This is a genomic window from Glaciihabitans sp. UYNi722 (assembly GCF_040549465.1).
Taxonomy (GTDB): domain Bacteria; phylum Actinomycetota; class Actinomycetes; order Actinomycetales; family Microbacteriaceae; genus Lacisediminihabitans.
On record NZ_JBEPTL010000007.1, the window covers coordinates 14,731 to 39,656 of the forward strand.

The 24,926-nt window shown below is 64.0% G+C and carries 35 protein-coding genes; 26 read left to right on the forward strand and 9 right to left on the reverse strand.

Annotated elements, in window-relative coordinates; all coding sequences use genetic code 11:
* The first annotated feature begins 121 nt into the window (after nt 1–121).
* The 5 genes from ABIB56_RS06695 (at nt 122) to ABIB56_RS06715 (ending at nt 3,826) form a co-directional block, all read left to right on the forward strand.
* The gene (locus tag ABIB56_RS06695; RefSeq protein ID WP_354568310.1) at nt 122–427 is read left to right on the forward strand and encodes a hypothetical protein; all 306 of its coding nucleotides are present in this window, start codon (nt 122–124) and stop codon (nt 425–427) included.
* The gene (locus tag ABIB56_RS06700; protein WP_354568311.1) at nt 396–1,130 is read left to right on the forward strand and encodes an SDR family NAD(P)-dependent oxidoreductase; all 735 of its coding nucleotides are present in this window, start codon (nt 396–398) and stop codon (nt 1,128–1,130) included. The genes ABIB56_RS06695 and ABIB56_RS06700 overlap by 32 nt, the downstream gene beginning before the upstream one ends.
* A 28-nt stretch (nt 1,131–1,158) precedes the next feature.
* Nucleotides 1,159–1,464 (forward strand): Dabb family protein, encoded by a 306-nt coding sequence (locus ABIB56_RS06705; RefSeq protein ID WP_354568312.1) that lies wholly within the window; start codon nt 1,159–1,161, stop codon nt 1,462–1,464.
* Between the two features lie 141 nt (nt 1,465–1,605).
* Nucleotides 1,606–2,274: an HAD-IA family hydrolase gene (locus tag ABIB56_RS06710; protein WP_354568313.1), complete on the forward strand. Its 669-nt coding sequence runs from the start codon at nt 1,606–1,608 to the stop codon at nt 2,272–2,274.
* Nucleotides 2,275–2,423: 149 nt separating this feature from the next.
* Nucleotides 2,424–3,826, forward strand: a protein-coding gene (locus ABIB56_RS06715; protein ID WP_354568314.1) for an IS3 family transposase whose coding sequence is annotated in 2 segments (ribosomal slippage) — nt 2,424–2,754 and nt 2,754–3,826 — 1,404 coding nt in all. Because the reading frame shifts where the segments join, the coding sequence is not laid out codon by codon here.
* A 340-nt stretch (nt 3,827–4,166) separates the two neighbouring features.
* On the opposite strand, the gene ABIB56_RS06720 is transcribed toward ABIB56_RS06715, so the two are convergent.
* On the reverse strand, nt 4,167–4,337 hold the full coding sequence (locus ABIB56_RS06720) for a hypothetical protein (protein ID WP_354568315.1): 171 nt from the start codon (nt 4,335–4,337) through the stop codon (nt 4,167–4,169).
* A gap of 268 nt (nt 4,338–4,605) precedes the next feature.
* Nucleotides 4,606–5,451, reverse strand: coding sequence for a helix-turn-helix transcriptional regulator (locus ABIB56_RS06725; RefSeq protein WP_354568316.1), 846 nt, complete (start codon nt 5,449–5,451; stop codon nt 4,606–4,608).
* Nucleotides 5,452–5,553: 102 nt separating this feature from the next.
* On the opposite strand from ABIB56_RS06725, the gene ABIB56_RS06730 reads away from it, so the two are divergent.
* Nucleotides 5,554–6,249 carry an SDR family NAD(P)-dependent oxidoreductase gene (locus tag ABIB56_RS06730; protein WP_354568317.1) on the forward strand — a complete coding sequence of 232 codons (696 nt, stop codon included), beginning with the start codon at nt 5,554–5,556 and terminating at the stop codon, nt 6,247–6,249.
* A 41-nt stretch (nt 6,250–6,290) separates the two neighbouring features.
* Here ABIB56_RS06730 and ABIB56_RS06735 read toward each other — a convergent pair whose 3' ends face one another.
* Entirely contained in the window at nt 6,291–7,028 is a 738-nt protein-coding gene (locus ABIB56_RS06735; protein WP_354568318.1) for an alpha/beta hydrolase, read from the reverse strand.
* Entirely contained in the window at nt 7,025–7,909 is an 885-nt protein-coding gene (locus tag ABIB56_RS06740; protein WP_354568319.1) for a helix-turn-helix transcriptional regulator, read from the reverse strand. The genes ABIB56_RS06735 and ABIB56_RS06740 overlap by 4 nt, the downstream gene beginning before the upstream one ends.
* A 134-nt stretch (nt 7,910–8,043) precedes the next feature.
* On the opposite strand from ABIB56_RS06740, the gene ABIB56_RS06745 reads away from it, so the two are divergent.
* The 4 genes from ABIB56_RS06745 to ABIB56_RS06760 all read left to right on the forward strand — a co-directional run bounded on the left by ABIB56_RS06745 (nt 8,044) and on the right by ABIB56_RS06760 (nt 10,693).
* Nucleotides 8,044–8,913: a DUF4397 domain-containing protein gene (locus tag ABIB56_RS06745; RefSeq protein ID WP_354568320.1), complete on the forward strand. Its 870-nt coding sequence runs from the start codon at nt 8,044–8,046 to the stop codon at nt 8,911–8,913.
* Entirely contained in the window at nt 8,900–9,577 is a 678-nt protein-coding gene (locus tag ABIB56_RS06750; protein WP_354568321.1) for a class F sortase, read from the forward strand. The genes ABIB56_RS06745 and ABIB56_RS06750 overlap by 14 nt, the downstream gene beginning before the upstream one ends.
* A 30-nt stretch (nt 9,578–9,607) precedes the next feature.
* Complete coding sequence (locus tag ABIB56_RS06755) at nt 9,608–9,985, forward strand: DUF3054 domain-containing protein (protein ID WP_354568322.1); 378 nt, start codon at nt 9,608–9,610, stop codon at nt 9,983–9,985.
* Between the two features lie 540 nt (nt 9,986–10,525).
* The gene (locus ABIB56_RS06760; protein ID WP_354568323.1) at nt 10,526–10,693 is read left to right on the forward strand and encodes a hypothetical protein; all 168 of its coding nucleotides are present in this window, start codon (nt 10,526–10,528) and stop codon (nt 10,691–10,693) included.
* A 30-nt stretch (nt 10,694–10,723) separates the two neighbouring features.
* Here ABIB56_RS06760 and ABIB56_RS06765 read toward each other — a convergent pair whose 3' ends face one another.
* Nucleotides 10,724–11,218 (reverse strand): FBP domain-containing protein, encoded by a 495-nt coding sequence (locus ABIB56_RS06765; protein ID WP_354568324.1) that lies wholly within the window; start codon nt 11,216–11,218, stop codon nt 10,724–10,726.
* A gap of 166 nt (nt 11,219–11,384) precedes the next feature.
* On the opposite strand from ABIB56_RS06765, the gene ABIB56_RS06770 reads away from it, so the two are divergent.
* The 5 genes from ABIB56_RS06770 (at nt 11,385) to ABIB56_RS06790 (ending at nt 15,629) form a co-directional block, all read left to right on the forward strand.
* Complete coding sequence (locus tag ABIB56_RS06770; protein WP_502917575.1) at nt 11,385–11,753, forward strand: hypothetical protein; 369 nt, start codon at nt 11,385–11,387, stop codon at nt 11,751–11,753.
* Nucleotides 11,750–12,520 (forward strand): HNH endonuclease signature motif containing protein, encoded by a 771-nt coding sequence (locus tag ABIB56_RS06775; RefSeq protein ID WP_354568325.1) that lies wholly within the window; start codon nt 11,750–11,752, stop codon nt 12,518–12,520. Before ABIB56_RS06770 ends, ABIB56_RS06775 begins: the two co-directional genes overlap by 4 nt.
* A 38-nt stretch (nt 12,521–12,558) precedes the next feature.
* Nucleotides 12,559–14,079 (forward strand): DUF7059 domain-containing protein, encoded by a 1,521-nt coding sequence (locus ABIB56_RS06780; RefSeq protein ID WP_502917580.1) that lies wholly within the window; start codon nt 12,559–12,561, stop codon nt 14,077–14,079.
* Between the two features lie 91 nt (nt 14,080–14,170).
* Nucleotides 14,171–15,031, forward strand: a complete 861-nt coding sequence (locus tag ABIB56_RS06785) for an alpha/beta fold hydrolase (RefSeq protein WP_354568327.1) — start codon at nt 14,171–14,173, stop codon at nt 15,029–15,031.
* Entirely contained in the window at nt 15,024–15,629 is a 606-nt protein-coding gene (locus tag ABIB56_RS06790; protein WP_354568328.1) for a TetR/AcrR family transcriptional regulator, read from the forward strand. The genes ABIB56_RS06785 and ABIB56_RS06790 overlap by 8 nt, the downstream gene beginning before the upstream one ends.
* A 10-nt stretch (nt 15,630–15,639) precedes the next feature.
* Here the strand turns inward: ABIB56_RS06790 and ABIB56_RS06795 are convergent, their stop codons facing one another.
* Entirely contained in the window at nt 15,640–16,269 is a 630-nt protein-coding gene (locus tag ABIB56_RS06795; protein WP_354568329.1) for a TetR/AcrR family transcriptional regulator, read from the reverse strand.
* Between the two features lie 87 nt (nt 16,270–16,356).
* Between ABIB56_RS06795 and ABIB56_RS06800 the strand changes: the two genes are divergently transcribed.
* From ABIB56_RS06800 to ABIB56_RS06830, 7 genes are all read left to right on the forward strand, one after another.
* Nucleotides 16,357–16,731, forward strand: coding sequence for a VOC family protein (locus tag ABIB56_RS06800; protein ID WP_354568331.1), 375 nt, complete (start codon nt 16,357–16,359; stop codon nt 16,729–16,731).
* 132 nt (nt 16,732–16,863) lie between these two features.
* Nucleotides 16,864–17,121: a hypothetical protein gene (locus ABIB56_RS06805; RefSeq protein WP_354568332.1), complete on the forward strand. Its 258-nt coding sequence runs from the start codon at nt 16,864–16,866 to the stop codon at nt 17,119–17,121.
* 85 nt (nt 17,122–17,206) lie between these two features.
* Nucleotides 17,207–17,812, forward strand: coding sequence for an MFS transporter (locus ABIB56_RS06810; protein WP_354568333.1), 606 nt, complete (start codon nt 17,207–17,209; stop codon nt 17,810–17,812).
* Nucleotides 17,813–17,862: 50 nt separating this feature from the next.
* Complete coding sequence (locus ABIB56_RS06815) at nt 17,863–18,696, forward strand: SDR family oxidoreductase (protein WP_354568334.1); 834 nt, start codon at nt 17,863–17,865, stop codon at nt 18,694–18,696.
* 59 nt (nt 18,697–18,755) lie between these two features.
* Complete coding sequence (locus tag ABIB56_RS06820; RefSeq protein WP_354568335.1) at nt 18,756–18,929, forward strand: hypothetical protein; 174 nt, start codon at nt 18,756–18,758, stop codon at nt 18,927–18,929.
* Between the two features lie 10 nt (nt 18,930–18,939).
* A complete protein-coding gene (locus ABIB56_RS06825; RefSeq protein ID WP_354568336.1) occupies nt 18,940–19,206 on the forward strand; it encodes a hypothetical protein in 267 nt (88 codons plus the stop codon).
* A gap of 45 nt (nt 19,207–19,251) precedes the next feature.
* The gene (locus tag ABIB56_RS06830) at nt 19,252–20,094 is read left to right on the forward strand and encodes a DUF3097 domain-containing protein (RefSeq protein WP_354568337.1); all 843 of its coding nucleotides are present in this window, start codon (nt 19,252–19,254) and stop codon (nt 20,092–20,094) included.
* A gap of 71 nt (nt 20,095–20,165) precedes the next feature.
* Here ABIB56_RS06830 and ABIB56_RS06835 read toward each other — a convergent pair whose 3' ends face one another.
* Nucleotides 20,166–20,795 carry a DUF1345 domain-containing protein gene (locus tag ABIB56_RS06835; protein ID WP_354568339.1) on the reverse strand — a complete coding sequence of 210 codons (630 nt, stop codon included), beginning with the start codon at nt 20,793–20,795 and terminating at the stop codon, nt 20,166–20,168.
* A gap of 80 nt (nt 20,796–20,875) precedes the next feature.
* Between ABIB56_RS06835 and ABIB56_RS06840 the strand changes: the two genes are divergently transcribed.
* The 3 genes from ABIB56_RS06840 to ABIB56_RS06850 are packed head-to-tail and all read left to right on the forward strand — an operon-like array spanning nt 20,876 to nt 22,600.
* The gene (locus tag ABIB56_RS06840; RefSeq protein ID WP_354568340.1) at nt 20,876–21,058 is read left to right on the forward strand and encodes a PspC domain-containing protein; all 183 of its coding nucleotides are present in this window, start codon (nt 20,876–20,878) and stop codon (nt 21,056–21,058) included.
* Nucleotides 21,059–21,084: 26 nt separating this feature from the next.
* Complete coding sequence (locus ABIB56_RS06845) at nt 21,085–21,573, forward strand: GNAT family N-acetyltransferase (RefSeq protein ID WP_354568503.1); 489 nt, start codon at nt 21,085–21,087, stop codon at nt 21,571–21,573.
* A 49-nt stretch (nt 21,574–21,622) separates the two neighbouring features.
* Nucleotides 21,623–22,600, forward strand: a complete 978-nt coding sequence (locus ABIB56_RS06850) for an aldo/keto reductase (RefSeq protein ID WP_354568342.1) — start codon at nt 21,623–21,625, stop codon at nt 22,598–22,600.
* A 9-nt stretch (nt 22,601–22,609) separates the two neighbouring features.
* Here the strand turns inward: ABIB56_RS06850 and ABIB56_RS06855 are convergent, their stop codons facing one another.
* Nucleotides 22,610–23,191 carry a TIGR03086 family metal-binding protein gene (locus tag ABIB56_RS06855; protein WP_354568343.1) on the reverse strand — a complete coding sequence of 194 codons (582 nt, stop codon included), beginning with the start codon at nt 23,189–23,191 and terminating at the stop codon, nt 22,610–22,612.
* A gap of 129 nt (nt 23,192–23,320) precedes the next feature.
* Nucleotides 23,321–23,929: a TetR/AcrR family transcriptional regulator gene (locus tag ABIB56_RS06860; protein ID WP_354568345.1), complete on the reverse strand. Its 609-nt coding sequence runs from the start codon at nt 23,927–23,929 to the stop codon at nt 23,321–23,323.
* Between the two features lie 82 nt (nt 23,930–24,011).
* Between ABIB56_RS06860 and ABIB56_RS06865 the strand changes: the two genes are divergently transcribed.
* Nucleotides 24,012–24,926 (forward strand): aldo/keto reductase, encoded by a 915-nt coding sequence (locus ABIB56_RS06865; protein ID WP_354568347.1) that lies wholly within the window; start codon nt 24,012–24,014, stop codon nt 24,924–24,926.

Sequence of the window (24,926 nt, forward strand, 5' to 3'; positions counted from 1 at the left end):
CAATACAGAGCCATCGCCATCCTTAGTCACCTTGGAAATGTGGACAAGCCCAATTACAAGCGACTCGCTTTCGATCATCAGAGCAGAAGTCACGTCAGCTGACCCGTCGAATGGGTCTGCTTTGGCGGCAGCAATCGATGACACCGTTAACACGCTGAACACTTTGCGTTCTCCCAACGCCCGTGTCGTTATCGACGTACGAGCGCGACGCGCATCGATCGCAACCGCTGAACAGGACTCCATTCTGGAAGCGCTCCGAGGACTCATCCAAGGGTACGTTGCCGAGTCGGGCGGTCAAATTGGACCGGTGAATCTCGTCGTCACGACCGCCGATCAGACCGAAGACCGAGACCTTACCTGGACGTACCTGGCCGACCCCGACGGCGCCTTCGCACGTGGCGCAACTTTCGATCTCCGGGAGGAATAGACCCATGTCCGTATTAGTCACTGGCGCCGCCGGCGGCATCGGTTCCGCAGTTGCCACAGTATTCGAAGCGGCCGGTTATCGGGTTTTTCGACACGACGCCCGCCCCGACGTCAACATGACGATCGTGGGGAACCTCCTCGATGCAACGACGCTCACGGCGGTCACAAATCTGGTGAGCGAAGAGGGCATCAGCATGATCGTTGCTGCCCATGGAATCGCGGGTCCTGGCGCCCTGGATACGATATCGACGGAATTTCTGGAACGAATCATAGACATCAACACCAGGTCTGTTATCGCTCTCTACGGTGAAACTGCCCCGTATCTATCGGGCCGCGGCGGCTCGTTCATAGTCGTTTCCAGCCAAGCCGGACTCGTCGGTGAGGCTGGTAATGCCGTCTACTCAGCGTCGAAGTTCGCCCTGGTGGGCTGGGCCAGATCCATCAGCCGCTCGGCGGGCTCGCCTCGAATTCGCGTGGTGTGCCCCGGGATGACCGAAACTCCGCTTTTGGTCAAAGCGTTCGAGGGTAACGCCGCGGACCTTGGTATCACTTATGAAGAAGTGCTGGCTGACCGGATGAAGAAAGTCCCAGGAGGCCGACTCGGTCGGCCGTCGGAAATCGGACGAACCGCCCTCTGGCTCTCAGAACTCCTGACATCAGCCTGTGTGGTCGCCCCGGTGACCGGTGGCGAAGTCCTCCGTTAGCAAAACCAAACATAAAGAGGAGAAATAGTTGATCGCCCATATCGTCACGATGAAGTTCAAGCATGCTGCCGACGAGGCAACGGTTTTGGCCTTCCACAACGCGCTGTCAGACATGCGCGAACGCTTGGGTCCGGTCATTGAAAGCTATGTGCACGGACCCGGGCTCGCACTCAGGGACGGCGCCGTCGATTACGGGATTGTCTCCATCGTGAGGGATGAAACAAACCTGCATCGCTACCTCGATGACGAAGGGCATCAAGCGCTCACCGCTAAGTTTGCGCCGCTGCTTTTTGAGAATCGACAAGCCGTGCAAGTTGCCGTGGACTCTGATTGAAGGAGCTCAGAAAGCCGTCCAACGAACCAGTCGCTCGTGTGAGCACCGACGAAAAAATCGGCAAATATTAGTCCGCTGGCTACGGACTTCATCCCGGAATGAATTCCGGCTTCGACAGTCACGTCGGCTTGCGCTCCTAACGTGGAACATCTGGCCACCCGGAATTGGCTCATTAATGTCCGTGGGGTCCTGTTCAACATGGACGGCACGCTCGTCGACTCCTCGGCCGTCGTGGAAGCGCTCTGGGGCGCGTTCGCTCGCAAGTACGACCTCGACATCGGAGAATTGCTGGACTACTCGCACGGGCGCCAGACTAGGGACACGGTTTTCCGATTCCTCCCGGACGACCTCGACCCACACGCCGCGGCCATTGAGTTTCAAGATGAAGAACTATTTCGCCTCGATGGGATCCGCGAAATCGGCGGGGCGGCTGCCTTCGTCCATGAAATGATATCCAGAGTTCCGGTCGCGATCGTTACGTCGGCGGCACGACAGTTGGCGTTGCGGCGCCTTCGTGCAGCGGGGGTGGGAGTGCCTTCGCTCGTGATTGCCGCCGAAGATGTCAAGAAGGGTAAGCCAGACCCTGAGGGCTATATTATCGCCGCGGCGAGGCTGGGAATCCGAATCGAAGATTGCGTAATTTTCGAAGACGCGGACGCTGGGATCGATGCAGCGATTGCTTCCGGCGGGAGGGTAGTGGTGGTCGGCCAGCGTGCTCGAGTGAGGAACGGTATCGCCTCCGTGGCCGACTTTAGAGATCTTTCCGTACTCGGGAACCGTGACACAGACACCGTCGAGATCGATTACTGATCTATAACGCTGCGTTAGGTATGCCCTACGTGTCAGGGTGAGTTGAGGCCAGTAGCTCAGAGCAAGTCCGCCGTTTGACGTAGGGCGAGAATCAGGAAGTCCCGATGATGTCCAGCCCGTCTTTGATTGCCGTGGGCGACGATGGTCCGATGAGTAAGAACAGCAGTCCCGGCCCCCGCGCGGGTGGACCCACGCCCCGGCGGTCGTTCACGCCGAAGCAGAAGCTGGAGCACTTGGCCGCGTATGAGGATGCGATCTCCCAGAACGGGGGCGGTGCGTATCTGCGCGAGCAGGGTATCTATTCTTCCCAGATCACGGAGTGGCGAAAGCTGCGGGATGCGGGCGTGCTGCAGGGCAAGAAGCCTGGTGAGAAGATCGGCCGCCTTACGCCCGAGCAGGCGGAGATCGCGAGGCTTCGCCGCCAGCTTGATCTGACGGAACGGCGTTTGGCTACGACGGGGGTGGCGTTGGAGATCATGTCAAAAATGCACGAGCTACTCGAAAGTCTTTCGAAGAGCTCGCGGGACGAAACACCGCAGACGAAACCGTGATGAGCACCTACCGTGCTCTGACCCGCCGAGGAGTGTCCACCCGGACCGCCGCGGCGTTGGTCGGGTTGCCGCGGTCGACGGCGACCCGGACGCCACGCACCCCGGTGGCGGGGCCGGTGTTGGTGCCGGCGAACAAGCTCGATCTCCTCGAGCGGGCCCGGATCCTGGCCGTGATGAACTCGCCCCGGTTCGTGGACTTACCGCCGATCCAGATCTACGCGCAGCTGCTGGACGAGGGCGTGTATTTGGCGTCGATTTCAACGATCTACCGGGTGTTGGCCGAGAACAAGCAGGTCAAGGAACGCCGCCGGCTGGCCCGCCATCCGGCCCGGGCGGTCCCGGAACTGGTCGCCACCGCACCGGGCCAGGTTTATACGTGGGACATCACGAAGCTGGCGGGCCCGATCAAGGGCAAGTACTTCGACTGCTACGTGATGATCGATATCTTCTCCCGCTACATCGTCGGCGCGAAGGTCCACCCGGCCGAGTCCGCGGTCCTGGCCGCGGAAATGATGACGGAAACGTTCGGCATCCACGGCACCCCGCGGGTCGTTCACGCGGACCAGGGCACGTCGATGACGAGCAAGACCGTCACCGCGTTGTTGTCGGATCTGGAGGTCACCAAGTCGCACTCCCGGCCCCGGGTCAGTAACGATAACCCGTACTCGGAGGCGTGGTTCAAAACCCTCAAGTTCGCACCGGTGTTCCCGGAACGCTTCAATAGCCTCGGCGACGCGAGACGCTTCATGGACACCTTCGTCGAGGGCTACAACCACACCCACCGCCACACCGGCATCGGGCTGAACACGCCCGCAGACGTCCACTACGGCCTCGCGGCCGGCAAAGCCGCCGAGCGGTCCGCGACCCTGGCCGAAGCCCGGGCCCGGAACCCGGAACGCTTCAGCACCAACCTCGACCCCAAGATCCTCGCCACCCCCGACGCAGCGTGGATAAACAAGCCCACCGAAGCACAAGAAGACGAGCCGAAACTAGCCGCCTAAACTCACGCTGGCCCCATCCACCTTGACAAATTCCGATGACGAGTACCTGCTTCTGATGGTCACCCGCAGTACCTGATTATTTGCAGCCGCGGAAGTTTCGCGTGTGGGTTCAAAGACATGAACCGTAATTCGAGCAGGGCGATCACTCGTCTTCTCGCTGCGACGTTGGCGCCGTTTTCTGGGTCGTGAGTTTAGTTGTGTTGTATGGGTCCGACATCTCTGTCCCAACCGTCCCAATTATTCGAGTCACAGCTGGATCCCCAGCCGCAAGGAGACGGGAACCTATTCGGCCTCCCTAGGTGTAGATAATGCGGGTATCGCAACCGTTGTGGTCGGTGTCTTACCAGGTCGGCCCGAATTGGTCGCGCTGGTAGCCCGTAGCGACCTGCGTGGCCGTCGTGAGCTGGGCCAGCGCCTTGGCTACTGTGGCGGCGTTCACTCGAGGTGTGCTGCCGTCGTCTGAGACGAAGCCGGCCGCCTCGAGGTGGTCGATCGTGGAGATCCCTCCCACAGTGGGAGACAGGGCTGTCCGCGCCGAGCTTGACGATGGGGTGTTTCTGTCGATGGTCGATCGAGTTGGGCGACTCCGATCACGATGGCGTCGATCAGGACCGCCATCGCGGTCGTTGCGAGTTTCGCCTTCATGGGTTTCCTTTCCTCAGGCTCTCTCTATTGCAAGGTGCTCTGAGTCTGGATTTTGGGACAAATTACCTTCGGCGAGGTTGGGCACGAGGACGAAGAACACCCGGTGGAACAGGGCTTCGCTGGGCAGGAGGTCGTCATGACGCGAACGCCTGCAGCCCGGCGACCGTCACCAGTTCGAGCTTTTCGGCATCGACAGAGGCGGGAATCGCTGAGTAGGCGATGATCCGTAGGTCGCTGTCGGGCACCGTCAGAACGTCGCAGTCGAGGGTGAGCGACCCCACCGTCGGGTGCCGGAACGTCTTGCGATCGGAATGGCGAGCCGCGACATCCGCTTTGCCCCAGAGTGTCTCGAAAACTGGTGAGTCGCGGCGAAGCTCGGAGATCAGGCCAGCGAGCCCGGCATCCTGCGGATAGCGTCCGCTCGCCATGCGCAGATCTGCGACCATCGATGCCTCGAAGGCCGCGATCTCTTGCGCGCTTCGCTCCAGGAGAGGGTCCACTGTACGGAAATGCCGCCAGGCGATGTTGAGCTCCCGACCGCGGCGTGACGAGGGATCGCCGACCAGGGAGGTCCAGGCGGCGTTCCAGGAGAGAAGCGTCCAGTCGACGCTGAATACTCCGACCGGGAGGTCGGACATACGATCGAGCAAACGTTGGGTACTCGGCGGAACGTGGCGCGGCACGAGAGAGTCGCTCGGTGCGAGTTCGCCGGCCACCCGGAACAGGTGGTCGCGCTCGAATTTCGAGAGCCGCAGCGCTCGGGCGAGGGCAGTGAGCACCTGCGGCGAGGGGTTCTCCGATCGTCCCTGCTCGAGCCGGACGATGTAGTCCACGGACAGTCCGGCCAGGGAGGCGAGTTCCTCGCGACGCAATCCGGCAGCCCGGCGCACTCCGCCATGAGGGAGGCCCGCATCCGCCGGGGAGAGCCGGTCACGCCAGGAACGCAGCACGATGGCCAGTTCGCCGTGGGAGTTGCTCATGCATCCAGTCTGCTCCGTCTCCGACAAAACACGGTGGTATTGGCGGTCCCATGGACGACTGAGGTGATGGTTGTCTGCCGGACAGTGACGGATGCTGGAGCAATGACACTCACACTCATCACAGGGGCCAATAAGGGCCTCGGCTTCGAAACAGCGAGGCGACTCATCGGCCTCGGTCACACCGTCTACATTGGCGCCCGGGATGCCGCGAAAGGGCAGGAGGCCGCCGACAGCCTCGGCGCACGATTCGTGCAACTCGATGTCACCGACCAGCAATCGGTGGATGCGGCAGCGAGACATCTGCGGGAGAACGAGGGCAGCCTCGACGTGCTCATCAACAACGCGGGAATCGCCGGTGACCATATCGCGCCGCCGGATGCGACAGCCGACGACGTGCGACACGTCTTCGACACCAACGTCTTCGGGCTCGTCCGGGTGACCCACTCCTTCCTGCCTCTGCTGCAGGAGTCCGACACCCCGGTGATCGTCAACGTCACCAGCGGCATGGGGTCTTTCGCGGTCACGATGGACCCGGCGAGGTTCGAGTCGACACTGCAATCCGTCGCCTATTCGCCGTCGAAGACCGCCGTGACGATGATGACGACCCAGTATGCGAAATCTTTGCCGGGCATCCGCATCAACGCCGTCGATCCCGGGTACACCGGCACCGATCTGAACAGTTTCCGGGGGACCCAGACCGTCGAGCAGGGCACCGACGCTATCGTGCGCCTGGCGACGATCGGCCAGGACGGACCAACAGGTACCTTCCAGGACGCAGCAGGAACAGTGCCATGGTGAACTGAAGTGCGCCAGCCTCGAGGAGACGGTCGTCGGCGCCCTCAGCCCAACACGCTGTCGAGGGCGTCGGTGATCGCCGTTCGCGCCTGCCTGCTGGTGATGGTGGCTGTTCTGTCGCCCGGCTGCACCCCGTAGTCGCCGAAGGCGGCATGGTTCGCTCCGGCGATCTCCACGAAATCGGCGTCGGCCGGCAGCAGCGGCTTGGTCGAGGCAATTTTCGCGGGCGTGCTGAGCCCGTCCCGGCTTCCGCCGATGCTGAGCACATCGAGGCGGGGGCGAGAGAGGTCGTTCGCGCAGTAGCTCCCGAAGAGTACAAGGCCAGCGACATCCTTCGAATCGGCCAGCATGCAGGCGCGCACGCCGCCGAGAGAGTGCCCGCCGACAAACCAGCGGGTGACATCTGGCGCGTCGGTGGTAAAGGTCGCCAGCGGCCGCTGGTCGAAGAATGCCAGGTTGAGCGTGGGCTTTGTGATCACGACGGTCACGCCTTTTTCCACGATGCCGGAGAGCTTGTACATGTAGGCATAGGGGTCGACTTTGGCGCCGGGAATGAAGACCAGGCCGGTACCGGTGGCCCCGTGGCGCGGGATGAGCACTATCGAATGATCTGTCGACTCCACAGAGATGGATGCGTCGTTCCAGGCCTTCAGCGCGATGACGCGGTCACCCTGCATGACGATGTTCGCCCACGCCGCGAAGCCGACAACGACGACGATGAGCACTGCGACGACAGCCACGACGATACGAACCGCGCGACGACCGGCTGTGCGTAAGGTCACGTGGCCCGTCGCCGGGATTCGAGCGATACCGGTGCCGGGAGGGGGGTCTCGTCATCCTGTTCGCCGGCCGCGATCCTGGCGAGCCGGCGAAGGCCGACCTCCGACGGCGTGCCTGGCTCGGCGTGGAAGATCACCAGCACCTGTCCGCTGGTTCCCTCGATGCTGAACTTCTCGTAGTGCAGGTCGAGAGCGCCGACCTCCGGATGCTGCATCAGGGAGATTCCGCCGGCCTTGGGTCGCACCTCCTGCTGTGCCCACAACTGCCGGAACCGCTCGCTGCGCAGCGACAGCTCGCCGACGAGCTGCGCGAGTTGCGGATCATCCGTCTCCGAGCCGACCGTCGCGCGCAGGCCCGCGACGATGCGCTCGGTCATCCCTTCCCAGTCCCGGTTGAATTCCTGCATGCCGGGGTCGAGCAAGGCAGAGCGCAGGGCGTTCGCCCCGACTTTATAGATTGGCGAGAGCGCTACGGCGAGCGCGTTGGACGCCAGCACGTTCATGTGGCGTCCGTGCACAATGGCGGCCTGGTTCGTCCATGACGATACGAGGTACTCGAGGCTCGGCGACACGTACTCTGGCCCCGGATCGGCGCGGCGACGGCCGGTCGTGGGATGGGCGAGACGATGCAGGTGGGCTGTGGCATCCGCGTCGAGCTGCAGTGCCATGGCGAGGCCATCGAGCACCTGGTCGGTGGGGTGCAGGTCGAGACCCTGCTCGAGTCGCAGATAGTGGTCGGAGCTGATGCCGGCCAGTTGCGCGGCCTCCTCGCGGCGCAGGCCGAGCACGCGTCGTCGACCGGTGCCGGGCAGCCCTGCTTCTTCCGGGGTGAGAAGTTCTCGGCGGGCGCGGAGGTACTCGCCCAGGGGGCTGCCTGTTTCCATTGCTCCACCCTACGCAGATGAGGGAAGGCGCGTCAGCGTGTCTCGGCACGCATACCCAAACCACTTTCGTCGCGGCTACGAACCACCCGTGTATCGCCGTCACCCGACAGCGCGTCGATATGAAGGACTTACCCATGATTACAAGTACAGTTCGGCGACTCTCCCGCACCATCTCCATCGCGGCGGCCGTCATCGCAGGTTTATCTCTCGGCGTTGCCCCCGCGCTCGCCGACACCGCACAGGTCACGGTTCCAATTACCGCCTCGACCGCGGGATGGATTCGACTGGCACATCTCTCGCCGGACACCGACGCCGTCGATGTGAGGGTGACGGCTAAAGGTTCACGAACAGTGCTCCTCGAACTGGACGGTGTCGCCTACGGCGCGGTTTCCGGCTATTCGGCCCTGCCGGCCGGCCGATACACCGTCACGATGACGCCGAGCGGGGCGAAGCGGAGCACCAAGCCCGTGATCACGTCATCGGTGGTGGTCACCGCGGGACAGAGCACGACGGTTGCCGCGTTCGGCCGGAATGTGCGACTGCGGATGAAGGCCTATCCCGACGACCTGGCGTCTCCTGCGGCGGGAGCGGCGCGGATCAGGCTGCTACAGGCTTCTGCGCTGACTCCCGTGGTCTCGGTGGTCACCTCCACCGGCGTCGCGATAGCCACGGACGCGAGGGCCGGGGCGACCACTCCCTACGTCGAGGTGCCAGCTGGGCCGTGGACGCTCTCGATCGGCGGCCAGAAGCTGAAGTATTCGGCAACGGTGTCGCTGGCCTCCGGAAGCGTCACGACCGTCGTCGTGCTCGATACGGCGTCCGGAGGGCTGACGGCCAGGCCGATCCTCGACAGCGCTGCCGCAGCGCAGACGCCGGTGGGCGCCGTACAGACCGGCGGCGGATTTCTCGCACGGACTGTGAAGCGCACCATCCGACGCGGGGCGCTTTCGCCCGCTGACTTGCATCCATATTCACAGAAGAAGGTGACCCATGGCACGGCATAAGAAAGCTTTCGCCGACCGATCGATGGTCTATCGCTCCACCTGGGTGCTCACCGGTGCGCTGGCCTTGGGGGTCGTGATGGGTGTGTCGACGGCTGCTGTGATCGCCGGCACGATGACGAGTCGCGGCCAGGCGCAGGGGGCCACGAGCGTGTCGAAGGTGGGGGATGCCGGACGGCTGCTCGATCCCATCGAAGCTGCGGTAGCAGCGCCGACCTCGGGTATTGTCGCCTCCCATGTCGCGATACCCGATATTGGGGTTTCCACCGACCTGGAATCCCTCGGCGTCGATGGCGCGGGGGTACTTCACCCTCCGGTCGACCCTGACAAAGCCGGCTGGTATGCCGCCGGAATACTGCCGGGGCAGGTGGGGGCGGCGGTGATCGCCGGCCACGTGGACTCCGTCACGCGTCCTGCCGTCTTCGAACACCTTGGAGACCTGAAGCCCGGCGCAAAGATCCTGGTGACCATGTCGGATGGCACGACACTCACTTTCGAGACGCAGTCGACAGATCTCGTGCAGAAAGCCAACTTCCCCACCGGCAGCGTCTATGGAAACGTTCCGACTCCTCAGTTGCGCGTGATCACCTGCGACGGGCCGTTCGACCGCACAACCGGCCACTACACCGACAACTTCGTCGTTTTCGCCACCCTGGTCGCTTCCTGAATTCAGAGACTCTGACTCTAGGCTGGGTGGATGACCGCCCCGCGCCCCGCATCCGTCGTCCTGTCGTTCGTCGTCGACCTGGTGCTGGTGATCGCTTTCGTGTTGATCGGGCGCGCGAGCCACGGCGAGGACCTGCCGGGCACCCTCAACACGCTGTGGCCGTTTCCCGTCGGACTGATCGTGGGCTGGCTGGGGATGCGCGCCTGGGCGTCGCCTCGGCGAGTGGTCTGGACCGGGATCGGGATCTGGGTGGCGACCGTGCTTCTCGGCATGCTGTTGCGCGTGGCGAGCGGACAGGGCGTCGAGGTCAGTTTCGTGATCGTCGCTACCATCGTCGTCGCGATCTTCCTGCTCGGCTGGCGGGGGATTGTCGCCCTCGTGGTGCGCCTGCGTCGCCGCAGCGCCTGAGTCCTGGCACCGCGCTGAGTCCCGGCACCGACGGACTGGCCCGCGCGCCGCGGCTTCTGTCGGCACCAGTCCGCTGAACAGGATGGCCCGACTCGCCTGAGCCGAATCATCCTGTCGTACGGGCCGCCGAGACCGCAGGTCCTGTCGACGGGGCAGAGCGGTGCCGCGAAACGCTTGTCAGGGGCAGTCAAGCTCATAACCATTTCGTTCCAGAAGTAATTGGTTTTAGTTTGGCAGTCCTGCCCGGATGTCAAGCGGTGGATGCGGCACCCCGGTAATGCGCGTATTCTCAGGCAGACGTGGAGCCATTCGGGTTCCCATTCCGAGGGAGCTCACCATGGCCGACAAGTCACCGAAAAAGTCCACCTCGAAGACCGCGGCATCGAAGTCCCTCAAGGAGAAGCGCGCCGACAAGAAGTCGAAGGCGGCATCCAAGTCGAACGGCTAGTCGAGGCCGGCGGCCCGTTGGAGCAGTAGCGTCCGCTCGCGCTCATTGCGCGTGAGCGCCGCTGCGTGCTCGAACTCTGTTCGTGCCTCCGCATGCCGCCCGAGCCTGGCGAGGAAATCGCCGCGAACGCTCGGCAGCAGGTGGTACTGAGAGAGCGCCCCGTGCGCGACGAGTTCATCGACGATCTCACGTTCACCAGCCAGCGCACTTCGTTGGCGCCGCTGGTTATCGAAAGCGGTCTCGGCATCGGGAGAGGTTGACGCCGCCGACGAGGTGGGTATTGGTGGTCATCAGACGGCTTTCATGATGTCGGCGGTGAATGACTGCACACGTCCCATCAGGCCTTCTGCCCGGCGGGCGACGATCTCGGAGGGTTCGGGCTGCATCGGCATCTTCGGCGGAACGATGCGGATGATAAGCGAGCAGGCCAGGTCTGCACAGATGTACATCCCCACGGTGTTGCCGTCGCGGCCGGCCTGGCCCGCTTTCGCCGCAGCGAACAGGGCCACCTGGTCAGAGGGCTGCGGGGTGTGGCAGAGCGAGCACATCGCCGAGATCCCTGGACGCATACTGGCGCCCGAAGCTCGCAGCATTACACCGACAGGCTGGTCGTCCACCCAGTGAACAAGATAGCCGCGCAATGGCGCGCGTGGGTCGCGCCAGCCGAGGTATTCGCGCTCGTCCCAGAGCACTTCGTGCAGGCCAGGAAGCGGCATCCGCTCGATCTCGCCGCGGGTGGCGTTGACGATGCTGGACCGGATGTCGGTTTCGCTGAGCGGTTTCACATTCTCCTCGCACGGGTTGGAATGCTTAAAAGCGTAGCCCGCGTTCTGCTGAGAGGATCGGGTCTTCACCCTCGGTACCCGCCTCCGGTCGACCGGAGCTTGTGGCTGGGCCCGCGCTCTGGATGCTGACGTCGCTCAACGATCCGGGTACCGCACGCCGGAAGCCTTGATCCAGAATGTCACCCGCTGGACCCGCCGTGACGCATCTGCCCTGGTGAGGGCGAGTGAGGTGGTGGGCGAGTCGCAGGCTACCGGCGATGCCAAAGCTTCCTGGCTTGGTGAGGTGGGTGATGCGGTCCTCCGCGGCGACATCGAACTTGCGGCCGTCGACGCCATTCGCAACGGCCTCGGGCTGCCGGGTGACGAGATCAGCGCGGCCGCTTTGCGTGACGCTGCGCACGTCCTGGTCGCGCGGGCAGAAATCCTCGACGCAGACAAACTTTTTGCAGAAGCCCGCGTGTTACGGGGTGAGTTGGATGCCGCGGGCATCGCTGATCGAGAGGCGGAACGTCGTGGTCGCCGTACCTGCGATTGACGCGTCTCGCCGACGGGATGGTCACGCTGAGCGGGCTGCTCGATCCGGAGTCTGCGGCGTTGGTGACCGATGCTTTCGACATCGTCACCTCGCCACGTCGAGGAGGTCCGCGATTCGTCGATAGTGCCGAAAGGGCACATGCGGATGAGTTGCTCGCCGACGAACGTTCCACAGAGCAGATCATGCTCGATGCCCTCGTGGGGATGGTGAAGATCGCCGGGATCGTCGACGACGGTGTGCTCTTCGGGGGAAAGCGACCCGCCGTTCGCGTCCTGGTCAGCGAACGATCACTTGCGCGATGGATGGGTCACGGACGGATCGAAGGGCAGCCGGACCCGGTTTCGATCGAGACGATCGAGCGGTATAGCTGCGATACGGGAATCCTGCCCATCGCTTTCGACGACGATGGCGCCTGCCTCAACGTCGGACGAGAGCATCGACTCTTCACCGCCAAGCAGCGAGTGGCTCTCGCCGCCAGGGATGGTGGATGTATGTGGCCGGACTGCCAGCGACCACCCTCGTGGACGGAAGCGCACCATATCGATCACTGGCATCGAGATCAGGGCGAAACGAATGTCGCCGACGGTGTGCTGCTGTGCCGGCATCATCACATGTTGTTGCACGACAACTGGCGGGAGATCGAGCGGCAGGGAGCCGGGTACGTGCTTATTCCTCCGCCGAGTGTGGATGTGTCACGCACCCCTGTGCGGCTGGCATCCAAGAGCCGTTCCCTCGGTGACCTGCTCGCCGAACAGCGGGCTGGATAGATATGCACATCGCAGCTGTGCATATCGAAGTGAGGCACATGCAGTTGAATTGCGGGGTGACTTCCGACCTCATCACGCTGCTGCGCACCGACCTGCTCTTCGCCGATTTCAGCGTGGAAGGTCTCACGACGCTCTGGGGCGACGAGGCGGATGCCGCCCTCCATCGCGCGCAGCGCGTGCCGGCGATTCGAGCTCTTGCCGACCAGCGCTCGCCCTCGGCAACGCTCGCGACTCTCTTCGTGCTGGGGATGCCCGTCTCGCGGGAGGTGTTCGAATCGGCCCTCCCCGTGATCGGCTTGGACGGTGCCGTCTCACTCGGACTGGTCGAGCAGACGGACGACCTCGTAAGGCCGCTGCTCGACCTGCGACCCTACAGCTTCGTCGACGCCCACGGTGTTGTGAGCTGGTGGATCGCCAGCGATCTCGGGGAACTGTCCACTGGCGGGGCGTTGCGCGAAGACCACGTACTGGGGGTCGGCGGGGCCTCGATGACGCTGAGCGGGCTCATGATCGGCACGCCCGCCGACAGCGCGCTCGATCTCGGCACCGGATGCGGCATCCAGGCGATGCACGCAGCGAGGCATGCGAAGCGCGTGGTCGCCACCGATATCTCACAGCGCGCGCTCGACCTGGCGTCCCTCAACGCGCAACTCAACGGAATCGACAACATCGAGTTCCGCCTCGGCAGTCTCTTCGACCCGGTGGCGGGGGAGCGCTTCGGCCACATCGTCTCGAACCCGCCCTTCGTGATCACCCCGCGCACCGATGGGGTACCGGCCTACGAGTATCGTGACGGCGGCCTGGTCGGCGATGCCCTGGTGGCCTCGGTGATCGCCGGTTGCGCGGAGCACCTCGAACCGGGCGGCGTGGCCCAACTGCTCGGCAACTGGGAGTACGGGATCGACCGCGACGGACTCGAGCGTGACGGGCTGGATCGGGTCGGTGGCTGGATCGACGCGAGCGGCCTCGACGCCTGGGTCGTCGAGCGCGAGGTGCAGGATGCCGCCCTCTATTCCGAAACCTGGATCCGTGACGGCGGCACAAGGCCCGGCGCCGAGTTCGATCGGTTGTACGGAGCATGGCTCGACGACTTCGCCGCCCGCGAGGTCACGAGTGTGGGCTTCGGATACCTCACCCTGCGTTCGCCGCGGTCAAGCTCGACCCTGCGCAGGCTGGAGCGGCTCGACGGTCCGGTCGGCTCAGGTCTCGGCCCGCACGTGGTGGCGACGCTCGATGCTCACGATCGCCAGTTCTCCCTGGACGACGACTTACTCTCCCGCCTGGTGCTCGCGGTCGCCGGCGACGTCACGGAGGAGCGACACTACTGGCCAGGCAACGAAGACCCCACGGTGATGACCCTCCGGCAGGGCGGCGGCTTCGGTCGCTCGATGGCCCTCGACACGGGCCTTGCCGCATTGGTCGGCGCCTGCGACGGCGAGCTCAGCGTGCGCGCCATCATCGCCGCGATCGCGCAACTGCTGGAGGCCGACGAGAGTGCGTTGAGCGCCGAACTTCTGCCCAGCATCCGTGAACTCATCGAGACCGGTTTTCTCGCTTGACCTCGGCCGGCTATGCATCAGGCGCGTCTCGCCGCAGAACGCGGGTGAAACGCGCTTGCACTTTACGGCTAATGCCATTAGCTTTAAAGCTATGAATACTTCCACAACGCAGGATTTTCGCTACCTCGACCGCCCACAAGGCCGCGTCGCCTACAGCCTCGACGGGGCTGGCCCGCTGATCGTCGCAATCCCCGGCATGGGAGACCTGCGCTCCAGCTATCGTGAACTGGTCGCGCCGCTCATCGACGCCGGTTACCGAGTGGCTGTCATGGACCTGCGCGGTCACGGTGACAGCGACACTACGTTTAGCGCTCACGGAGATATCGCCACCGGCCAGGACCTGATTGCACTGGTTGAAAAGCTGGATGGCCCGGCCGTCGTACTCGGCAACTCGATGGGCGCCGCCGCAGCGGCCTGGGCTGCGGCGGAACGTCCCGACCTGTTCGCCGGCCTCGTGCTCTACGGGCCGCTCTTGCGCGAGGGCAGCTCGTCGCGGTTAGTGATGACGACGAATCGACTGCTCTATCGCATCGTTCTCGCCCGCCCGTGGGGAGCCAGGTTCTGGGCGGGCTACTACCGTTCGATCAACAAGGGAACGCGCGCTCCGTGGCTCGATGAGCACATCGCAGAGATCACGGCCACACTGCGTAAACCCGGTCGGCTCCGCTCGTTCCGCGATCTCGCCCTCCAACTCGACCACTCGGTGGTCGAACCTCGGCTGATCGATGTGAAAGCACCCATCCGCGCCTTCGTCGGTGAGCTCGACCCCGACTACTCTGACCCGCGAGCGGAGAGCGAATGGATGGCGAACCTTGGAGCACAGGTCGACCTCGTGTCGGATTCCGGCCACTACCCGCACGCCCAGCGTCCTGACATCACCGTGCCGGCGACGCTCGAGTTCCTCGCGGCGCTCCGCGACGAGAGCGTGGTCGGGTGGGCGACGCGTGCCTAGGGTCGGGCTCAATCGCGGCGCGGTGGTCGCAGCATCCATCGACCTGGTCGACGAGGGAGGCTACACCGGATTCGCCGACCTGACGTTGGCAGCTCTGGCGGCGCGCGCCGGGATCGCGGTTCCGAGCCTCTACAAGCACGTGACATCCCTCGCCGACCTTCGGCGCGAGATCGCCATCGTCTCGGTGAACAGGCTCACCGAAGTGATCTCGGCGGCATCCACGGGTCTGGCCGGTCGCGACGCACTGCGGGCCATGGCGCACGCGATTCGTATCTTCGCCCAGCAGAACCCAGGTCTTTACGCCGCGACCCAGGTCGCGGCCCGCCGCGACGAACCGCTCGACCAACCGCTGTCCGTCGCCGCCACACGGACGCTCGACGTGATGGCAGCGGTGCTGCGCGGTTTCGCTCTGCCGCCCGAGCTGACGATCGACGCGATCCGCGTCATCCGGTCCGCGCTGCACGGGTTCATCCTGCTGGAACTCGGTGGAGGGTTCGGCCTGCCCGACGACCTCGACCGGAGCTTCGACCTACTCGTCGAGCTGGTGACCGCCGGGGTGGAGAAGATCAGTGCGGAGTCGCTGGCCACGATCACCTAGCCGAATTCATTTAGAGGCCGCGCGCCACCATGTCGACGAGTCGTTCGCTGGCGTTCGCCACCATCTCGCTGGGGAGCCTGCGCAGCGGCCCGTCGATCACGAGCATTCCGAGCCCGTGAACGGATGACCACGCCAGCAGCTCCGCGTCGGCCCGTCGTTCCTGCGGGAGGGCTCCCACCTCGACCAAACGGTCAAGCACATCACCCAGCACGCCGTAGGGGCTGCGGCCCTGTGCTCCCGCCTTGTCCTCCGACCGGGCGTTGCTGAGGTCGTCGGGAACCGAGAAAGCCGCGCGAAAGAGGCCGGGCTGCTCGCGGGCGAAGGCGAGGTAGCCGAGTCCCACGGCACGCAGTTCCTCGCGGGCGTCGACCTTCGGGTCGCCGGATTCGGGCACCGCGGCGATCGCTTTCTCCATGCTGTCCGCAGCCATCCCCTGGGCGGCAGCTGACACAGCGAGGAGCATGGCCCTGCGATCGGCGAAGTGGCGATAGGCGGCGTTGGGGGAGACTCCGGCGCGCCTGGTTGCTTCGCGGAGCACCACGGCATCCGGTCCGCCCTCGCGTGCCATCTCCAGCGCGGCAGAAAGAAGGGTCTGGTGGAGGTCACCGTGCCGGTAACTTTCACGGCTGAGCGCGCTCATCACACAACACTCCTCTGGACGACGGGGTGAATCCGTGTCATTGTGGACAGTGTATACATTTATTTTCACAATCCGAGGAGGACAACGATGTTTACAGCCGACCATGCATTCAGCGGTTTTTCGATCAACGACTTAGAAGCCGCAAAAAAATTCTACGGTGAGACGCTGGGCCTGACGGTCTCGGAGAACAGTATGGGCTTCCTCGAACTGCGCCTCGGTAGCGGTGCGACGGTGCTCGCCTACGTCAAGGATAGCCACGAGCCAGCGAGCTTCACGATCATGAATTTTCCGGTAGATGACGTCGAAGCCGCCGTCGACGATCTCAACTCGCGCGGGGTCGTCACCAGGATTTACGACGATATGCCCGGTGACGAAAAGGGGATCATGCGCGGCAACGGACCGGACATCGCCTGGTTCAAGGACCCGGCGGGCAACGTGCTCTCGGTGCTCAAGGGCGACTAGTTGCCGCTCCTCATCTTTTCTCTCGTAGCGCAACCCCTCGGGGGTAATTTTCGAGATTTTCCCACACAGGCATAGGTTGAATTCCGGGTTGCCACCGCACCAGAACAGCTGCGCTCGCGGAGGGAGAATGCAATGGCGTTCGATTCGGTAGGTAATTCGATCAAGCGTGTGAAGAGCCTCGTTCCCGCCAGGCTCGATCGTCTTCCCTGGACCAAGTTCCACTGGTCCATCGTGGTCGGTCTCGGCGTGGCCTGGATTCTCGACGGTCTCGAGATCCAGATCGTGGCATCCGCGGGTTATGCCAAAGACCTGCATATGAGCTCCGTGGAGGTCGGTGCCGCCGGATCCGTCCCGGCGGCGAGTACGCGGCGATCAACTCAATCACGGTGACGGCGTCCAACGGGGTCGGTTTCCTAGCCATGATGAGGGTTCTGTTCATCAAGTACCCCAAGCGCACGCTCACCGGTGCCGTGTGATGATCACCCAATCGTTCCTGTACAACGCGATCTTCTTCACCTACGCACTGGTACTGCAGGACCTTTATCACATACCGACAGGATCCACCGCTCTGTACTTCTTTCCCTTTGCCATCGGCGACCTGGCCGGCCCGCTGATTCTCGGCCACCTGTTCGATGTCTGGGGCAGGCGGAAGATGATCTTCAGCACCTATGTGATCGCCGCGGCTGTGCTCGGGGTCTCTGCGGTGTTGTTCAGCGTCGGCGCCCTCAATGCGACGACGCAGACCATTTTCTGGTGCGTGTCGTTCTTCTTCGCCAGCGCCGGGGCCTCATCCGCCTACCTGACGGGGAGCAAGCCCTTCCCGCTCGAATTGCGCAGTCGCGCGATCTCGTACTTCTTCTCGCTTGGCCAGCTGTTCGGGGCGCTCGGCCCCGTCGTCTACGGCGCGCTGATCGGCAAGGGTGAGGACCGCGGTCCGCTCACCGGCGGCTACTTCCTCGGTGCGGGCATCATGATCCTCGGCGGGGTGGTTGCGCTCATCTTCGGCACGAATGCCGAACGGCAGTCGCTGGAGGACGTCGCTGAGCCGCTGTCGGTAGGCGCGTCGGATACTGGCAGATAGGGAATTCGCGGATGGCAGCGCGGCTTTAACCTGTCGTCTAAGGAGGCCACATGGCTGGCAAGGTTTGGTTCATTACTGGTACATCGCGCGGTTTTGGTCGTGAGTGGGCGATCGCGGCCCTGGACCGCGGCGACAGGGTGGCGGCGACCGCGCGTAACACCGACAGCCTGTCGGAACTGGTCGAGAAGTACGGCGATGCGGTTCTGCCTCTATCGCTGGATGTCACCGACAAGGCCGCGGCGACGGCAGCCGTGGCCCAGGCCAATGAACACTTCGGTCGTCTCGACATCGTGATCAACAACGCAGGATACGGTCACTTCGGATTCGTCGAGGAGGTCACCGAAAAAGAGGCGCGGGCCCAGATGGAGACCAATCTCTTCGGCGCACTCTGGATCAGCCAGGCGGCCCTCCCGATTATGCGTGAGCAGGGGAGTGGCCACATCATCCAGGTGTCGTCAATCGGCGGCATCAGCGCCTTTCCTCTCGTCGGCCTGTATCACGCATCCAAGTGGGCGCTCGAGGGCTTCACGCAGTCTCTGGCCCAGGAGGTCGCCGACTTTGGTATCAATGTCACGCTGGTCGAACCCGGTGGTTTCTCCACCGACTGGAGCGGTTCATCATCCGTGCATTCGGAAGAGAACCCCGCTTACGCCGACTTCCGTAAGAAGGTGCAGGCGGCGCGCCAGCAGCGCCTCGGAACGCCTGGCGACCCGGTGGCCACGAGGAGCGCCATCCTCAAGGTCGTAGACGCTGATCGCCCGCCTCTGAGGATCTTCTTCGGCGACGGCCCGCTCGGCATCGCCACTGCGGACTACGCGAGCCGTATCGCGCTCTGGGAAGAGTGGAATGACGTGTCGATCGAGGCCCAGGGAGCTGCGGACTAGTCTCCACAGTCCGATGGTTCCGTAGAATGGAGGTACCGCATCCGAATCCTGGAGGAACAGTGAAGATCGTCGCATTTGTCATCTCGATGGCGCTGTTCCTCGGCGGCTTCCTGCTGATGGGATATGCCTTCGAGCCGGGCAGCGGCGAGGGTGTGATGTTCTTCGGCGGCCTCGTGGCGATCGCGCTGTCGATCGCCATCCCGTTCCACGTTCTGAAGCGCCTCGGCGGCTGATCGTCAGCCGATGAGCGACTTCGGCGTCGGCGCGCAGGTCGTCGTACGCGACGCCTCCGGTTCCGATCGATCACCGTGGCCCGACGAACCCTCCGGCATCATCGTGCGCTCAGGCGGCTCTGCGCTCGCCGGGGTGTGGGGTCGCGGTGGCGGCGGACGGATGTGGTGGGTCGAGTTCGACGAACTCCAGACGAATGCCGAGGGTGACGGTCTGTTTCCCTCCGCCCAGGTGCACGAGAAGTACCTGGAACTCGCACCTCCCGTCGACGAAGCCTGAGCGAGTCGTCATGCGTCGACGAAGCACAGCGGCTACCCTCGCCGAGTGACTTTCGATCGATACGACAAGGACCCTCTGGCCGGCAACTGGCGTGACGCCGGCCGGGTTGTCGTGCCCACTATCGCAGCCGAGAGGGACCTCGTGGTCGAGGAGACTGCGACAGGCTTCTGCGGCGCGGTACTGGGGATCGAAGGCAAGCTGGTGCGCCTCGAAGACTTCCACGGCAGGGTGCGGGTCTTTCCGCTCGGCTCCGGATTCCTGCTCGAGGGCAAGCCGGTGATCCTGCGCGCGCCGTCCGCCGCGCAGACGGGAAAGGCGCGCACCGCGTCCGGCTCGTTCGCCGTCGCCGACCAGAAAGCCAGGGTGGCCCTGCCCAGTCGGATCTTCGTCGAGGGGCGACACGACGCCGAACTGGTCGAGAAAGTGTGGGGTGCCGACCTGCGGGTCGAGGGTGTTGTCGTCGAATACCTCGAAGGCGTGGACGATCTCGATGCGATCGTCAGGAACTTCGCTCCGGGTCCAGGGCGCCGGGTGGGGGTACTCGTCGATCATCTCGTCGCCGGATCGAAGGAGAGCCGGATAGCGGAGGCGGTGGCCCGCGGGCCGTTCGGTGCTCACGTGCTCGTGGTGGGGCATCCGTTCGTCGACGTCTGGCAGGGGGTGAAGCCGGCGCGTCTGGGGCTGACGGCATGGCCGGTGATCCCGCGGAATATCGAGTGGAAGCACGGCATCTGCGAGGCGCTGGGCTGGCCGCATGAGGAACAGGCGGACATCGCGAGGGCGTGGCAGCGGATCCTGGGACAGGTTCGCACCTACGCCGATCTCGAGCCGGTGCTGCTCGGCAGGGTCGAGCAGCTGATCGACTTTGTGACGGGACCGACTTTGTGACGGGACCGACTTCGTGACCGAACCAATTTCGTGACCGAGCCGACTGAGCGGGTCGAGCCGACCGAGCCGGTCTAGCTCGACAGGCCGGCGATCAGGTTCACTGTCGAGGCGAGGATCACGGACCCGAAGACAAACGACAGCAGCGCGTGGCGCAGTGCGGTCACCCGGATGCGATGACTGGTGATATTCGTGTCGGAGACCTGGAAGGTCATGCCGAGCGTGAAGGACAGGTAGGCGAAGTCGGTGTACTGCGGCGGGTCCGGCTGGTTGAAATCGATGCCCTTCTCGGCGGTGTAATAGAGCCGGGCGTAGCGGAGCGTGAAGAGGGTGTGCAGGAGGATCCAGGACAGCGCCACGCTCACCAGGGCGAGTCCTGCCAGGATGCCCTTCTGGGCGCCCGGCGCGTGTGCGGCGTTCACGAGCACGAATCCCACCGAGAACAGGCTCGCAATGCTGAGCAACAGCACCATGAGATCGGCGACTCCACGGGCCGGCTCCTCCCGGCTGGCGTGCGCGGCCGTCTGCTCGGGGTTCTCACGTCCGATGGAGATCCAGACCCACGCGGAGTAGACGAGAGAGGCGAAACACCAGCCGACGGTGGGTGCATAGACCCACTCGCCGAAGGCACCCGTGACTATCGCCGCGATCACCCCGACTACGAGCATGATCACGAGGCGGATGGCGATATGGTGATGGCGCATGAGCCGATTAGACCACTTCGCCGGAAAATTCGGGGGATAACCCCATCGCGCGCCTCGCATTTCGCTGGCAGCCTTGGATCATGGCTGAATTGAAACGACCACGGTCCGGGCGAGTGTTCGCCGGTGTCTGCGCGGGAATCGCGCACCGCTACGGCTGGAGGCCGAACATCGTGCGGCTGGTGTTCATCCTCTCCTGCATTTTGCCCGGCCCCCAGTTCCTCATCTACATCGCACTCTGGATACTGGTTCCGGCGGAGAAGTAGCCGCACGGCACAATGGGTGAGTGAACATGCACCCTCGCCCGCTTGCGGCCGCCGACATCCCTCGTCTCAGTGAACTCAATGACGCCGCCTATCCGGCGGTACCGATCACGCCGGTGGCCGAGATGACCCAGCTGCTCGACGCGGCGGATTTCACCTTCGCGGCCACCGATGCCTCCGACGAGCTGGTGGGTTTCGTCATCGGCATGCGGCCGGGCAACGACTACGACAGCGAGAACTACCGCTTCTTCGAATCTCGCGGCACCGACTTTCTCTACGTCGATCGCATTGTGATCGATGAAGAAGCGCGCGGCGGCGGCCTCGGACGGATGCTCTACGCCGCCGTCTTCGACCGGGCCAGGGCAGAGGGCCGCACCGAGGTGACCTGCGAGGTCAACATCTCACCGCCGAACCCCGGTTCGCTCGCCTTCCACGCACGACTGGGTTTCGAGCGGGTGGGCGAGCAGTCGACGAAGGGCGGCTCGGTGACCGTCGCTTTGCTCGCCGCGGCGCTGTGAACGTGCGGGATGGTCGTCTACGACCCTGACGAGGAGGAGACTTATCCCCATGGATTACAAGCGATTGGGAAACAGCGGCCTCGAGATCTCGGCGATCACCCTCGGCTGTATGAGCTTCGGCGAGCCGTCACGGGGTAATCACGAGTGGAGCCTTCCAGAAGAGCAGAGTCGCCCCTTCATTCGGCGTGCCCTCGAGCTCGGAATCACCACTTTCGACACGGCCAACGTCTACTCTGACGGATCGAGCGAGGAGATCGTCGGCCGAGCCCTCGCCGAGTACGCCACGCGCGACGAAGCGGTCATCGCGACGAAGGTTCACGGCCGGATGCGTCAAGGTCCGAACGGCGCCGGCCTGTCTCGAGGCGCCATCATGCACGAGATCGATGCGAGCCTTCGCCGACTCGGCACCGACTACGTGGACCTGTACCAGATCCATCGCTGGTCGGATCTCACCCCGATCGAAGAGACGATGGAGGCGTTGCACGATGTCGTCAAGGCGGGCAAGGCGCGCTACATCGGAGCATCGTCGATGTTCGCCTGGCAGTTCGCCCAGGCCCAGTACACAGCGGATCTGAACGGCTGGACACGATTCGTCTCGATGCAGGACCACTACAACCTGATCAACCGGGAAGAGGAACGCGAGATGCATCCGTTCTGCCTCGATCAGGGTGTCGGGGTGCTGCCGTGGAGTCCACTCGCCAGGGGCAGACTCACCCGCGAATGGGATGCCACGACCAACCGCACCCAGACCGATCAGTTCGGCAGCACACTGTACGGGCAGGCCGAAGACGCCGACCGCCGAGTGGCCGAAGCGGTGGCATCCATCGCGACCAAGCGCGGCGTGCCGCGCGCGCAGGTTGCTCTGGCCTGGGTCGCCCAGCAGGATGCCGTGACCTCGCCGATCGTCGGCGCGACCAAGCTCTCGCACCTTGACGACGCGGTGGCTTCTCTCGAATTGGCTCTCACCAATGATGAATTCGAGGAACTCGAGGCGCCGTACGTGCCCCACGCGATCGCCGGCTTCTAGGCCTGCTCCTTAGGCAGCGGAGGCCAACTCGCGGTCATCGCGACCGGTAAGGGCCAGCAATCGCGACTGCAGCGGAGCGTCGTCGGGCAGCGCCACCGGCAGCGCGTAGAGGCCGCTCGCGGCGAGGGTCGCACGCTGTGGTTCGAATACCGTCCAGACCGCTTCCACCAGCGCGTCATCGAGCTGTTCCGATGCTCCGACGGCACGTGCGAGATCCCACGCGTGGATGGCGACCTCGCTCACCTGCTCGCGCAAGAAATCGGTGACGGTCATGGTGTCGTGGAAGAGGGTGACGGTGACGTCGAGCGGAGCGGCTTCCCAGGCTGCGGCTGCGGCGAGGGAGTAGAGGCGCCACTCCGCCCGCAGGTCCGTGCCCAGGGGTTTCGCGGCGTGGTGTGCCTGCATGACCGTGCGTCCGGCGAGGAGGTGGGGCACCTGCTGCTGCTCGTCGATGACGTGGCTGACGAGGTCGCGCACGCTCCATCCGGCGTCGGGCGTCGGGGCATCCCAATCGGTGACCGCGCCCAACCGGGTGGCGAACTCGCGATGGGCCTGCTTCTGAAGTGTCAACCAGTCGCGGATCTCTGGCATGGTCGTGCTCCCATCGTCGTAGCTGTGTCTGACCCAACGCTCGTGGCCCGCTCCCGCATTCCCTGTGCGACGCTTCCGATTAGAGGTGTTCCGTGCCACCTAACTCGCGGACCATTTCGTTGCCGCACGCTACTGCTCTCCGGTAAGGAGCGCGTCGACGATGAGGTCGAGAAGTCTCGCGACACGGTCTGGCCCGTCGTCTCGAGTGGTTGAAAAGAACGCGCCCTGCAGCAGGGTCGCGATGTCGTCTGAATCGACGTCGGAACGAAACACACCTGAACTCACACCTGCCGCCGCGATCGTATCGATTGCAGCAACTATTCGCTCGCGTGTATTTGTGCGCCGCCCGGTCGGTGAGCCCGCTTTCAGGGCAGGCAGAAGGCCCCGCTTCGCTGCGATGAACTCTGCGTAGCGCGCCATCCATGCCCGAAGGGCTTGCTCTGGCGCGTAACGCGCAAGAAGATCCTCTGCGTTCGTGGTCACGCTGATGAGCTCGGCGGCATAAACGGCTTCGAGCAGTGATTCACGGTTCGGAAAATTCCGGTACAGAGTGCCGATTCCGACCCCGGCCTCGCGTGCGATGTGCTCCAGCGGAACCGAATCGCTCTCGGCGAACGCGGCCCGAGCGGCCTCGATGACGCGCTCACGATTGCGTTGAGCATCAGCACGGAGAGGGCGTTCGGCTTGCCCGCAGCTCGCGGAGAAAGTTTCTGTGATTCTCAGATCCGACTCGGTCAAGTGGAGACGCCTCCGCTCATGCTAGATTAGGTGCACTGGAGGAACCTCCGGTTGCCTCATCATCGCATAAGGATGCCCGTCGATGTCCCCTGACACTCCCGTATCAACACCTGGCATCGCGGGCGAACGGCCGCATCCGGGCGGCTCACTCTCTCTCGCTGGGCGTGTCGTCTCCCGAGTGGGCTACGGCGCAATGCAACTCGAACGCCTGCGCGGCGACGGTGCGGCAGCAATCACCCTGGTGCGCCGCGCGGTCGATCTCGGAGTAAATCACTTCGACACCGCCCAGTTCTACGGCAACGGATTCAGCAACTCGGTGCTGCGGCAAGCGCTCAGCCCCGCAGACGATGCGCTCATCGTGAGCAAAGTAGGAGCTGAACCGAACCCTGACGGCCGACCCCCGTTGCGGCTGGCCCAGCGACCCGAAGAGCTGCGCGCAAGCGTCGAAAACAATCTCACCAGCCTCGGTCTCGACCGAATTCCCCTGGTCAACCTCAGGCGCGCCGAGAACAACTCGCGGGTGCTCGCTGAAGGTGACCAGGTCGTCGATTTCGACGACCAACTCGCCACGATGATCGCCCTGCGAGATGAAGGCAAGATCGGTGGGATCGGGCTCAGCAGCGTCACCCTCGATCGAGTTCGGCATGCGTTACCCGCGGGAATCGTGTGTGTGCAGAATGCGTACAGCCTCGTCGCGCGGGGTGACGAAGACCTTCTGGATCTGTGCGTCAGCGAGGGTATCGCGTGGGTACCATTTTTTCCGCTCGGCAGCGCACTCCCGACCCTCCCCAAGGCCACCAACGAACCGGCGGTAGAAGACGCTGCACAACGACTCGGCTGCACCCCGTCGCAAGTAGCGCTCGCCTGGCTGCTTCGGCACACACCGAACACGCTGCTCATTCCCGGAACCGCGGACCTCGACCATCTCGAAGCCAATGTGGCCGCGGGCGACATTCACCTCGACGACAAAACCGTCGCTGTGCTCGACAGCATCTAG